General features: G+C 40.9%; 11 protein-coding genes. All 11 read right to left on the bottom strand.

Going from position 1 to position 12,275, the window contains the following annotated elements:
* Window positions 1-175: 175 nt before the first annotated feature.
* The 11 genes from trxB to B2V22_RS03560 all read right to left on the bottom strand — a co-directional run bounded on the left by trxB (window position 176) and on the right by B2V22_RS03560 (window position 12,237).
* On the bottom strand, window positions 176-1,057 hold the full coding sequence (trxB, locus tag B2V22_RS03610; RefSeq protein WP_396159403.1) for a thioredoxin-disulfide reductase: 882 nt from the start codon (window positions 1,055-1,057) through the stop codon (window positions 176-178).
* 202 nt (window positions 1,058-1,259) lie between these two features.
* Window positions 1,260-2,132 carry a UTP--glucose-1-phosphate uridylyltransferase GalU gene (galU, locus tag B2V22_RS03605; RefSeq protein ID WP_016897951.1) on the bottom strand — a complete coding sequence of 291 codons (873 nt, stop codon included), beginning with the start codon at window positions 2,130-2,132 and terminating at the stop codon, window positions 1,260-1,262.
* 58 nt (window positions 2,133-2,190) lie between these two features.
* On the bottom strand, window positions 2,191-3,270 hold the full coding sequence (locus tag B2V22_RS03600; RefSeq protein WP_290490618.1) for an NAD(P)H-dependent glycerol-3-phosphate dehydrogenase: 1,080 nt from the start codon (window positions 3,268-3,270) through the stop codon (window positions 2,191-2,193).
* 5 nt (window positions 3,271-3,275) lie between these two features.
* On the bottom strand, window positions 3,276-4,118 hold the full coding sequence (gene lgt / locus B2V22_RS03595; protein ID WP_290490617.1) for a prolipoprotein diacylglyceryl transferase: 843 nt from the start codon (window positions 4,116-4,118) through the stop codon (window positions 3,276-3,278).
* Window positions 4,119-4,191: 73 nt separating this feature from the next.
* Window positions 4,192-5,118 carry an HPr(Ser) kinase/phosphatase gene (gene hprK / locus B2V22_RS03590; protein WP_290490616.1) on the bottom strand — a complete coding sequence of 309 codons (927 nt, stop codon included), beginning with the start codon at window positions 5,116-5,118 and terminating at the stop codon, window positions 4,192-4,194.
* A gap of 317 nt (window positions 5,119-5,435) precedes the next feature.
* Window positions 5,436-5,789, bottom strand: a complete 354-nt coding sequence (locus tag B2V22_RS03585; RefSeq protein WP_290490615.1) for a phage holin family protein — start codon at window positions 5,787-5,789, stop codon at window positions 5,436-5,438.
* 2 nt (window positions 5,790-5,791) lie between these two features.
* On the bottom strand, window positions 5,792-6,124 hold the full coding sequence (locus B2V22_RS03580; protein WP_290490614.1) for a PspC domain-containing protein: 333 nt from the start codon (window positions 6,122-6,124) through the stop codon (window positions 5,792-5,794).
* Window positions 6,125-6,143: 19 nt separating this feature from the next.
* Complete coding sequence (locus B2V22_RS03575; RefSeq protein WP_111857554.1) at window positions 6,144-6,332, bottom strand: PspC domain-containing protein; 189 nt, start codon at window positions 6,330-6,332, stop codon at window positions 6,144-6,146.
* 2 nt (window positions 6,333-6,334) lie between these two features.
* Window positions 6,335-7,798 (bottom strand): DUF4097 family beta strand repeat-containing protein, encoded by a 1,464-nt coding sequence (locus B2V22_RS03570; protein WP_290490613.1) that lies wholly within the window; start codon window positions 7,796-7,798, stop codon window positions 6,335-6,337.
* Window positions 7,799-7,909: 111 nt separating this feature from the next.
* Window positions 7,910-11,083 (bottom strand): AAA family ATPase, encoded by a 3,174-nt coding sequence (locus B2V22_RS03565; RefSeq protein WP_290490612.1) that lies wholly within the window; start codon window positions 11,081-11,083, stop codon window positions 7,910-7,912.
* Window positions 11,083-12,237: an exonuclease SbcCD subunit D gene (locus B2V22_RS03560; RefSeq protein WP_290490611.1), complete on the bottom strand. Its 1,155-nt coding sequence runs from the start codon at window positions 12,235-12,237 to the stop codon at window positions 11,083-11,085. Before B2V22_RS03560 ends, B2V22_RS03565 begins: the two co-directional genes overlap by 1 nt.
* Window positions 12,238-12,275 lie beyond the last annotated feature (38 nt).

The following is a 12,275-nucleotide window of genomic DNA, read 5'->3' as shown; positions in this document are numbered from 1 at the left end:
ATCAAATTTTATGAAAAAAGATATATCAAAGACAAGCTGACTGGTAATTTCATATAGGCTGCTAACTTAAGCGAAGATTGGTCCCTTTTCAATAAAAAGGAGGTAGACCAAAGCCTACCCCCTTCAAGCTAACGCACATTCTCCTTGCTTTAGCTGTGTTATATGATGTTTATAACTAGTCGTTTAGTGCTTCAATGTAATTGAAAGCTTCTTGACCACCAATGGCACCGTCACCGACTGCTGTTGAAATTTGGCGTAATTTCTTTTGACGAACGTCTCCAATGGCGAAGATACCAGGAATATTTGTTTGCATATCTTCATTTGTGATGACCCAACCTTCTTCATCTGTGATGTTTAAATCAGCAAATGCTTCGGTATTTGGAATCAAACCAACATAAATGAAGACACCATCTGTATCCACGTCTGTGATTTCACCAGTTTTCACGTTTTCAACGGCTAAACCAGTGACTTTCATGTCGTCCCCTTTGATCTCCTTCACAACGGTATCCCATGTGAAATCAACCTTATCGTTAGACATGGCACGGTCTTGTAAGATTTTTTGAGCACGTAATTCGTCACGACGGTGAACGATATTCACGTTTTTACCAAATTGTGTTAAGTAAGTCCCCTCTTCAACGGCTGAGTCGCCCCCACCGATTACACGAAGGTCTTTATCCCGGAAGAAAGCCCCGTCACAAACCGCACAGTAAGATACACCGCGACCTGAGTATTTGTCTTCACCTGGTACACCTAATTTACGGTGAACAGAACCAGTTGCGATAATGATTGCTTTAGCTTGGTAAGTTTTCCCCATATCTGTTTCTAGTACATGTGCTCCTTCATTCGGCGTTACTTTAGTGACCGTCCCAAATTCGTGGACCACACCAAATTGCATTGCCCCTTCGTACATTTCATTGGCCAAGTCTGGTCCTTGAATGTTTTTGAAGCCCGGGTAGTTTTCGACATCCGCTGTATTGACCAATTCGCCCCCAGGGATTCCACGTTCTAATAATGCTACAGACAAGTTAGCCCGTGATGCGTATAAGGCAGCAGTCATACCTGCTGGTCCTGCACCAACCACAACTACATCAAATTTTTGAATTTCTTCTGCCAAATTGTACACATCCTTTCTTGTAATTTTTCATTTTTATAATCAATTGCTTTTCTTAACATCGCTTACCATTCTAACACGATTTAAGGGAAAAAGGTTGTAACTAGCTCAAGCTAATTACAACCTTTCACAAAAATTCTCTAATGAATTAAAGTTCATCTTCAATGGATAGTAAGTACTCTTTCAAACCTTCTTTGATATCGTCTTGTTCAAGACCGTATTCAATGCTTGTTTGCATGTAGCCCAATTTATTCCCAACATCATAACGACGACCAGTAAACTCATACGCAAACACGCGTTGCGTTTTATTTAAACGGTCAATGGCATCTGTTAATTGAATTTCGTTACCAGCACCCTCACCTTGTGTTTCCAACAAGTCAAATATTTCTGGTGTTAACAAGTAACGACCGATAATAGCCAAGTTTGATGGCGCATCTTCTGGTTTTGGTTTTTCAACGAATTGTTTTACATTATAGATTTTTTCAGAAAATTGCGCTTCAGGATCGATTACCCCGTATTTATCTGTATCTTCATGTGGTACAGGCATTACCGCAATGTTAGATGCTTTTGTGACATCATAAGCGTCAATCAATTGTTTCGTTAATGGCACTTCGTCAACCATCAAGTCATCCCCAAGCATTACGACAAAAGGCTCGTCACCAACAAAGGCTTTTGCTTGTAATACCGCGTCTCCTAACCCTTTTGGATAAGATTGACGTTTGAAGAATAGGTTTAACCCGACAGTTTCCCCGATGATTTCAAGCAAGTCATCGCGACCCTTATCTGCCAAGTTAGACTCTAACTCTACATTTGAGTCAAAGTGGTCTTCGATTGGTCGTTTACTTTTTCCAGTAACAATTAGAATATCTTCAATCCCAGAAGCCAAGGCCTCTTCTACGATAAATTGAATCGTTGGTTTATTAACAATCGGCAACATCTCTTTCGCCATTGCCTTTGTTGCAGGTAAGAACCGTGTACCTAGCCCTGCTGCAGGAATAATCGCTTTTCTTACTTTCGCCATGAATGAATCCTCCATTTATCTACTAAATTTTCTAACTTCATTATAACTCAAAGTGCCCTTAAAAAATATCCTTCAAGTCATCTTCAAATTGCAATTCACCTTTGCGTTCTCTAGCCATTAAAGTGGCAATCACATCTTGAATAGTAGCCTCACCTTGAATCACCTTGTAAATTGCTTGGGTAATCGGCATATCAACGCCCTCTTGTTGGGCCAATTCATAGGCTGAAACAGCTGTCGCAAACCCTTCAACAACCATACCCATATGGTCTTCAACAGCTTTAACCGCTTGACCTTGACCAACTTGTTGACCCGCCCGCCAGTTTCTTGAGTGGACACTGGTGGCAGTAACGATCAAGTCACCGACTGCTGAAAGGCCCATAAAGGTTAAGGGATCAGCCCCCATAGCTACTCCTAACCGGGTAATTTCAGCAAGCCCTCGGCTGATTAAAGCCGCCTTGGCATTGTCCCCATAACCTGCACCTACTAAGGCACCTGCACCTAAGGCGATAATATTTTTCAATGATCCTGCCAGTTCAACTCCGATGATATCCGGATTGGTATAAACCCTAAAGTAGTCATTCATGAATACTTCTTGGACTAAGTGGCAGGCCTCGTCATCAATTGAAGCCGCTGTTATGGCCGTAATATCATGTTTGACCACCTCTTCTGCATGACTTGGTCCGGATAATACCACCACCCGTGCTTGGGCGATTGGCTGGAAGACTTCCGTTAAAATCTCAGAAATCCGCAAGTGAGTGCCCTGCTCTAATCCCTTAGCCGCGTGCATTATGACTGGTAATTCATGCACATTTTTCTCCTGCAAAATAGCAACCACCTGGCTTGCTACCTGCCGTATGGCCTTGGTGGGCACGACGAAGTTGATTAAGTCTGCCTGGTCCAAGGCTTTGGCCATATCGTTTGTTGCAATGATATTCTTCGGCAACACTAGATCAGGTAAATAATGGTCATTTTTCCCAGTGGTTTGAATCTCACGGGCCTGGTCTGGATTATGGGTCCACAAGGTCACCTGATGGCCATTTTCTGCAAGGACCATGGCAAGTGCTGTTCCCCATGAACCAGCGCCTAGTACGGCAATATTTTTGGACGTCACGTCATCACTTCTCCAATCTATTGACATAATTTCTATTTACTTGATTTGTAAGCCGGACCGTTGTGTTCAGAGTAGTATTCATAATATTTGTCGTTGATGCGGCGTGCAGCAAAAATCAATAATGCGCCGATGAATAAGACGGCGGCTAATACTTGGCTGACACGGAATGGTCCCCACCACAAACTGTCTGTCCGCAACCCTTCGATGAAGAAGCGGCCAAATGAATACCAAATCAGATAAAGTAAGGTGGTGTCGCCAATACGCAAGGTTTTATTACGTGAACGTACGAATAATAGGACGGCAACCCCAAGGATATTCCAGACTGATTCGTAAAGGAAAGTTGGATGGTAGTAAGCCCCGTCGATGTGCATCCCGTCTACGATAAATTGTGGTAAATGCAAGGTATCTTGTAGGAATTCTAAAGTCACTTCCCCACCGTGGGCTTCTTGGTTAACGAAGTTACCCCAACGACCGATGGCTTGCGCTAGTAATAGGTAAGGTGCTACCGTATCCGTTACAAATAAAGGATCCATTTTCTTCGATTTAGCGTAGAAGTATAGGGTTAAACCTCCGGCGATCACACCACCATAAATGGCAATCCCACCGTTCCAAATTTGTAGGATTTCGCCTGGATTTTGTAGGTAGTAGTCTAATTCAAATAGGACGTAGTAGACGCGCGCGCCGATAAAACCGATTAGAATGGTCCATACAGCTGCGTCTAAAATAAATTCTTCATCCCAACCCTTACGACGAAAATCTCTTGAAGCAAATGTAAGGGCTAGTAAAATAGCAACCCCGATAAAAATCCCGTACCAACGGATTGGCCAGCCAAATATGTCAAAAGCGACTGGATCTATTGCAGCTATATTCATCATTTTGTTGTTTCTCTCCTATTGTTAATGGCAGTTGTTCATCCCTTTTACTATTTATTGTCACAGTATAGGGCTTTTATAATTTATTTTTGTCGATAAGTTTCGTTAAACGATCGTTAAACATTTGTGCAGCGTCAAATCCCATTGATTTGGCTCTAAAGTTGATAGCTGCTACCTCGATAATACTTGAAATGTTCCGCCCAGTTTGGACAGGAATGGTAATTTTAGGAATCGCCACCTCTAAAATTTGTTCACGCTCTTCCGCAGTACCCAGGCGGTCAAACTTCGCATCCTTCTTCAAGTCTTTCAAGTCGATAATCAGGTTTAACTGTTGCTCTTTACGGACTGCACCCGCCCCGTAAAGTGTCATCACATCGATAATCCCAAGTCCGCGAATTTCCATCACATTCCGTAGAATTTCAGGGGCTTCGCCCATGATGGTGGTATCGTCGCGCTGATAGAAGTCAACCCGGTCGTCAGCAACCAGGCGGTGACCACCTTTCACAAGTTCTAAAGCGGTTTCTGATTTACCTACACCAGAATGGCCAGTAATCATAATACCTAGCCCATATACATCCACGAATACCCCGTGTTTAGAGACCCGTTCAGCTAGACGGGCATGCAACATCTCCGTTAAGTTACTAGATAAACGAGTTGTTGTCGTAGTTGAACTCAATACGGGAATATGATTTTCTTTAGCTGCTTGAATCACTTCATATTCAGGTTGCAAGCCTCGTGAGAAGATGAAGAATGGCGTGTCTTCCCTTGATAAACGGCGCATAATCAATAGCCGCTCGTCTGAAGTCATTCTAGACAAATACGTATGCTCAGCACGTCCAAATAATTGCACACGCTCTGATGGATAGTAGTTAAAATAGCCGGTAATTTCCAAACCAGGTCTCGAAATATCACTGGTAATGATCTCGCGGTCTAGATAATCTTCACCACAAAGAACCTCAAAATCAAATTTTTCGACTAAGTCTTTCACGGTTACCTTTGTCATATACGGTTTCCTTTCTTAACAAGTCACTTTGCCCCTATTTTACCATACTAGACCCATATGGACAGATGGTTAAGCTGTAATTTGTGAAAAAGAAAAATCCGCCCGTCAATCTGGCATTCAGATCAACAAACGGATTAGGATTTAAAATATAGATTTGACTGCGTTAGCTCTCGCACCCTAGTCGGCTCTCGCACCCTTATTTAGTCGAACTCAAAATGTCAGACGCATGTAGCTTCGGACATAAGATGTGTGATGTACCGTCACTACACTTATGCCTTCCAACGTTACGCGTCTAATGACATTTTTTATAGCCTGTTTTATTTCCCAGCTTCGATAAATTTCTCAAAAAACCAATGGTACATTGAGAACAAGAAAGCTGCGGCCATTGCGTAAAAGAAGTTTGCGAATACGAAGGATGTTGGGAAGAACAATCCTACGATAATAAACATAAAGCCATTTACGACTAATCTAAACAAGCCGAATGTTAGGATATTTAATGGTAATGCCAACAAGTTTACGATAGGACGGATAATTGAGTTCACAATACTCAATACGATAGCTACTAAGATTGCTGACCAAAAATCTGCCACATATACATTCGGGTCAAGAAGCCATGAAATAGCCATCAAGCCCAAAGCATCAATCAGTGTTGCTAATATAAAACGTCTCATAATTAGAAATCACGCCAACTTTCTTCCTCATCAGGATTATCTTTTGAATCTTTATAATAGTCAGATTCATTATAGTCGTCCTGATCTTCACCATCAAATGATTTAGTTTGACGGTATTCGTCACGGTCATCTCTATCTACACGTCTACGCCCTTCATCCCTAGGCAAAATCAATGCCAACAATAGATAAATCAGTACTCCAGCTCCGCCAGAAAGTGTGACGAAGACAAAGATTACACGAACAATCGTCGGATCAATTTCAAAATATTCGGCGATTCCTGCACAAACACCATCTACTTTTACGTCATTACGTGATTTTGTTAATTTCTTAGCCATTCTATTCACTCCTACCTTCTTAGTGGCTTCTGTTTGGCATTACAAAAATTAAAATAATGTAGATTAGCCAAACTGGAAACTGTGCCAAACTGAATAATACTGCGATGATACGGACTAAATTCCCAGAAATACCGAAGTATTCACCAATACCACCACATACCCCAAATAAGTATCTATCTTTTCTTGACTTCATTAATCTCCCTGACATAATTAAATCTCTCCTCTATGCATATCAGCATCATCTTTCACGCGAATATTACCACGCATTGTCTTCAAGTTCACTCGATAAGCCTTTTCTTCAGCTACATCGTAGTAAAATGCTTTTTGTTTGTTAAATTGATCGTTGACTTGTGATTGACTCTTAATTAAATCTGAACGGAACATAATTTCACCTTGGTTGGTATGGGCTAACCCATCAACTGCTGTACCTGCTGGCATATTCAATTTAATATCGCCATTTTTTGTTTCTACTTGAGCACGAACTAACGGTTTTGCGTTCATCGTAATCACGATGTCCCCATTTAATGTTTCCATCAATACATTTTCTACGTGACCTTTTAATCGTTGGCTACCATTCAATGATTTCACCACTAAATCTAAAGCTTCCACATCGTTTAAGGTTAATTGACCATTTTTCGTATCCACTTCAATCATCGAAGCTGTAAAGTCTTCGATATTAATCGCGCCGTCAACTGTTTGAATATAGATATCATTCGTATCCATATGCTCAACCGTTACAGGGCCTGAAATTGTTCTCGCTTTAATAAAGTCTAAGCGGTCTTTTGGCACTTGTACCACAATATCTGTCTTGATGAAACGAGAAATCATGTTCAAGTTTAAAGCCCCGTCAACAAATTCTAGGTTTGCTCTTTTTTCAAAAGCAGTTTGCGCATCTTCTTCCTCGAAATCGCCGTATAACTTACCAACGACTGTTAATTTCGTAGTTGGTTGGTCCCAGGAGGTTAACTCGATCTGACCAGCCGCGATTTGAATATCCACCATTGATAATGGTTCAGTGTATTCATAGATTGCTTCAAAATCATGGGTAATCAATTTAGGCATTGGAATTGATCCGCTACCTTTTTCAAATTTCACTGTTTTTGATACCTTATCTTGCACTTGGTCTAAAACTGACCGTGTTTTAGTGAAGAAGTCGCCAACGATATTTTTGTAGTCGTATGCATTTGCTTCAGCTTCTTCCTCAATCGATTCGCTTTCGTCAACTTTTGAATCTGCTGGTGTTGTCGCTCTTGATGGTCTTGGATTTGCCGCATCGATTTGAATAATATCTTCTTTTAATTGGTGGATTTGCTCGGTCAATTGGTTGATTTCTTCAGTCAAACGGTCAATTTCAATATGTGTCACTTCAGATTTTTCTTCTTGGTTAACCAAATTTTGACGCTCAGTTAACTTGGTTGCGAGTGATGCTTCCAAGTCTTTTTGAATAGCCACTTTTTGTGTGCGGCCAGTAATATCATCTTGATTTACCGCTTGGTCATTTTCCCAATCAGCATAAAAGTCATCTAAGATATCTTTCTCTGCCTCAACTTGCGTTTGTGTTGTAGCGTTTGATTCAGCTTGTTTCGCTCTATTTTCTAATAAGATAATCGCTTCTTCATTTGTTAAAATGCCTTCTTTAACTAAGTTTAAAATACGTTCTTTATGATTCGTCATTGTGACAACCTCCTAGTTGCTTAGCTTTCCTTTGTTATCTATATTCTGCCAACTTTGGAGGTAAATGTCATAGGTCTATGGACCTAAATTCATAATTGTTTGATTTTAGCCCTATTGAACCCCTGTAAAAAAGGCTTTGGACCCGTCGTTGCTGGCGGACACTTGTAAATGGACTGAAATTTGTTGTTTCAATTCAGCCACGTGAGAAATAATCCCAACAATACGGCCGCTCGCTTGTTGCAAATCAGTCAAGGTTTCAATCGCTTGTTGCAAGGATTCTTGGTCTAAGGTACCAAAACCTTCGTCAATAAAGAGCGTGCCAATTTCAATACCCCCAGCATCATTTTGAATCACATCAGACAAACCAAGGGCCAAGGCTAAGGAAGCTTTAAAGCCTTCTCCACCAGATAAGGATTGGACCGACCGCTCCCCACCAGCTTGGTAATCAAAGACAGCTAGGTCAAGTCCTTTAGCCCCTGCACCAGACTGACCTTCGACAATCCGTCTAAATTCATACCGCATTTGAGTCATGGCCATCAAACGTTCATTCGCATATTGAAGGATTTCATCAAAATACAAACCTAAAATATAACGCTCAAAAGAAATATAGCCATAAGCCTTCTCTTTCCCGTTGGCTACCTTATTTAATAGAGACAGTTCCCCAAAGTGACGCCCTTTCTCTTGGTAAGCTGCAAAACTATCCTTAAATAGGTAAATTGCATGGTCTAATTGGGCTTTGACCGAAATAATTTGATCTTTTGCGTCTTTAAATTCATTTAATTTAAGGCGTTCTTGGTCAATATACATCTGATAAGTATCCGCTTTTTTATCCAAACCAGCTGATGCCATTTGCTTTTGGTTTGCTGCATTATTTTCTTTAAAGGCATAAACCTCATTGTCAAAACGCTGAATTTCACTTTCAATACCTTGCCAATCTTCTTGATTTTCATGGATATGACGGATATCTTCCTGGCTTTCTTGACAGTCGGCCATCGCCTCATCCAAAGCAGTTTGATTAGCTTTTAATTCAACTTGCCCTTGCTCGATTTGATCTTTATATCCTGCAATCTGTGTAGTTAGCTGAGCAACTTCTTGCTGGTACTTATCTAATTGAGACTTCAACTCTTGGTCTTTAGCTGTAATTTCTGCTAAGGTCTTGTTTTTCGCTTGGTATTCAGCTGTGACAACAGCTTTAGAATCCCCCACCAATCGCCCTTTTAATTGGTCAATCTCAGTGCGTAACTCTTCTACCGCACTTTGATTAGATTCTGATTGTCCTTTAAGGGTAGACGCCTCAATTTGCTTATTATTTAAAGCTTTTTTGGCATCGTCTACTTGCTTACTCGTCTCATTAATTTGCTTGTCCAAGTCTTGTTTGGTTTGGCTTAACTTATCTAAATGTGCTTTAGCTTGTTGAATATCTGCTGCTTCTTTATCAAGTTGGGTCTGCCATATAGCAAGTTTTTCTTCATTACTTGTCGCCTCTGCCGCTAATCCTTTAATATTTTGGTCTGAAACCATTTGGTCAAAAGTCTCCTGAATAGCAGATAGACGCTCTGCTTTACTTGAATATAGCTGGAAAGCTGCTTGAGTAGCCTCCACCCCTGCCTCAACCATTTCTTTGGTCACCGCACCCTCGTGCTGCACTGCGGGTGCTGGATGATGAATAGAACCACAGACCAAACAAGGTTGTCCTTCAACCAATTGACTAGCTAATTCGCCCGCTAAGTTTTGGCTATAAGCCAATTCCAAACTGTTTCGGTCGTCTACTTTTGCTTGATAGTTTTTTTGGTCCGCTTCAACTTGAGTAGAGAGTTCTGAAATCTGTTGGTTGGTTTTAACCATGTCTTGATAACTTTTCACTAACAAGTTATATTGATAGCTTTTATTATCCATTGAGGCTTGTTGCTGGCTAATATCGCCTACTTTGTCTAATTCTGCTTGTAGTTTTTTTAGTGATATTTCCCCAGCTTCGACCACTTTTTCCTGAGCTTGAATCTGACTGGTTAATTTTTTCGTTTGTTCTGCCAAACTTTGGCCATGAGCCACCTGCTTTATGAGATTACCTTCTTGCATTAAATAGTTATCCCATTGATTTTCTTGGATAGCTAAATCTTGCAATTCTGCCCGTAGACTATCTACTTGGTCAATCCGGTCTTGCCAGTCAGCTTGTTCAGCTTTGACAGCTTGTAAACGACCATCTGCTTCTTGTAATAAGTTCATTTTCTCATTCATCAAGACCTGTAATTGCTCTTGTCTATCCGTCAACTTTTGAATCTGTTGGATTAACCGATAAGCGTCTTGAGTGGTCCGATATTGGTTTAACGCCTGACGTTTACCAACAATTGCTGCCTCTCGTTCTTTAATAGAAGCTTCTTGTTGAGCCAATTCATCTTGTCTAGTGAGCAGTTGAATGTACCCTTCTAGCTTTTGAATCCTAGCTTCTGATGCTGTGATTTCTTGGCTTAATTGTGCACTCTCTTGGCTGAATTCACTAGATTTTCGCCCTGCCCATTCAGACAGCGCCAGATAGTCTTCTTGGTCCACCCAATTTTGAACGCGGTCTTTTTCTGTTAGCGCATTTTCAGAAACCTCAGTTTGATTGCCAACTTTTTCTTTTGCTTGCTCAATCTTATTATCCACAAAGGTCACGAATGATTGGCTATGTTGGTCTACTTGTTTCTTCAAAGTGCCCACTTCTTGGTTGGCCTGTTTAAACCGTTCAGCTATAGCTTGTTGGAACCGGTCTAAATAATCAGTGTGGAATATGGTCCGTAAAATAGCTTCCTTTTCGCTCGAGCTAGCTTCCAAGAGTTTTTTAAACTCACCTTGTGGCAACATGACAATTTGTCTAAATTGATCTGCTGACAAACCAAGAACTTCAACTAACTTATTATCCACTTCTTGGGTTTTACTTAGGGAGAAATCTTCTCCTTCTAAGGTTACTTCCGCATTTTGCTCTCGAATTAAGCCCCTTTTAGTCGGCCGTTTTTGCTTGGGAATCCGTTTCACCGTAAAGGTTTTCCCGTGTATCATAAAGGTTAGCTGTACATAAGCAATACTTTCATCTTCAGCTAACTGCGACTTTAATTCATTAATATCACGCGATGAACCAGAAGTCTTTCCGTATAAGGCGTAAACAATGGCATCAAAAATGGTCGTTTTACCAGCACCAGTAGACCCTGAAATCAAGAATAAGTTCTGATCCCCTAAGTCTGTAAAGTCTAGGCTCGTTTTTTCTTTATAGGGTCCAAAAGCCTGCAATTCAAGTTTAATAGGTCTCACTATACCTTATCCTCCTTTAGGGTTGATTGGAAAATATCACGGACAATTTCCGCTTGGAATGCTGATAATTCTTGGTCCGTATTATTTTGATAAAACTGGGCAAACTGGTCCCATACAGGTGTTGCTTGCACTTCGTGACGTTTGGTTTTCAAGTCTTGTCGCTGTTTATTTTCTAAAGCTACATACTCTATGCTCATGGCATTTGGGTACCGTTTCTTCAAACGGTTCATAGCTTCATGCTGAGCGTAGGCATCCGTTAGTTCAAAGAAAATATAGTCATCTGATTGCCCTTGTAACAATTCTTCAAATTGACCACGAATAATCCGCATATCCTTATCAGCCTTTAATTCATGCTTCACAACTTCAATGGTTTCTGCTTCTTTATCTAAGTCAATCTCTAAAAAGCCTTTATGATGATGGGCTTCTGACTTAGAAAACTTCAAGGGTGACCCTGAATAGCGAATTCGCGGACTACCTACTTGTTGCGGTCCGTGTAAGTGACCAAGCGCCACATAATCAAAACCATCAAAGACAGTATGAGGTACATATTCACTAGTACCAATGGATAAGGGACGTTCTGAATCGGATTTTTCTAAGTCTTCCCCTGGGCCTTCAATGGACCCGGCTGTTACATAACCATGGTAAAGAAGGATGTTGACCCGACTAGGATCCCATTTGTCCTTAATTCGCCCTACCTGTACCTTAGTTGCATCCTCGATACTATGGATAGTTTCTTCAGGATATAGATGTTTAATCGTTAAATGATCACTAAATGGTAATAGATAAACGTCTGCGTCCCCCACTTCAACCTTTTGAATCTCAGTGCTAGAGACACCAGCCATATGTAAGCCTTGTCCTGATAGTAATCCTGCAACATAACCTACACGTTCACCTGAATCATGGTTTCCAGCGATAATACAGATGGGACAAGCTAGTTCTTGTGACATTTTCGTTAGCGTTTCATTGACTAACTGAACCGTTTCACCACTAGGTAAAGTTCGGTCATATAAATCGCCTGCCATAATCACCAAATCAGGCTTTAAAGCGACGGTTTGCGCTAGCCAATCATCTAATATGGCCTGTTGGTCTTCTATTAGAGAGTGGTTATTGACCACTTTTCCAATATGCCAATCCGCTGTATGTACAATTTTCACTACTATCCCACTTCCTTCTCATAATCTTTCATCTTAAA

The sequence above is a fragment of the Aerococcus sp. UBA6277 genome, from assembly GCF_002440555.1.
In the GTDB taxonomy this organism is placed as follows: Bacteria; Bacillota; Bacilli; order Lactobacillales; family Aerococcaceae; genus Aerococcus.
This window is presented reverse-complemented; position numbering and strand designations above follow the sequence as displayed.

Coding starts and splice junctions, on each gene's coding strand:
- trxB (WP_396159403.1), bottom strand. CDS start 1,057: ATGACTGCTGCCTTATACGCATCACGGGCTAACTTGTCTGTAGCATTA.
- galU (WP_016897951.1), bottom strand. CDS start 2,132: ATGGCGAAAGTAAGAAAAGCGATTATTCCTGCAGCAGGGCTAGGTACA.
- B2V22_RS03600 (WP_290490618.1), bottom strand. CDS start 3,270: ATGTCAATAGATTGGAGAAGTGATGACGTGACGTCCAAAAATATTGCC.
- lgt (WP_290490617.1), bottom strand. CDS start 4,118: ATGATGAATATAGCTGCAATAGATCCAGTCGCTTTTGACATATTTGGC.
- hprK (WP_290490616.1), bottom strand. CDS start 5,118: ATGACAAAGGTAACCGTGAAAGACTTAGTCGAAAAATTTGATTTTGAG.
- B2V22_RS03585 (WP_290490615.1), bottom strand. CDS start 5,789: ATGAGACGTTTTATATTAGCAACACTGATTGATGCTTTGGGCTTGATG.
- B2V22_RS03580 (WP_290490614.1), bottom strand. CDS start 6,124: ATGGCTAAGAAATTAACAAAATCACGTAATGACGTAAAAGTAGATGGT.
- B2V22_RS03575 (WP_111857554.1), bottom strand. CDS start 6,332: ATGTCAGGGAGATTAATGAAGTCAAGAAAAGATAGATACTTATTTGGG.
- B2V22_RS03570 (WP_290490613.1), bottom strand. CDS start 7,798: ATGACGAATCATAAAGAACGTATTTTAAACTTAGTTAAAGAAGGCATT.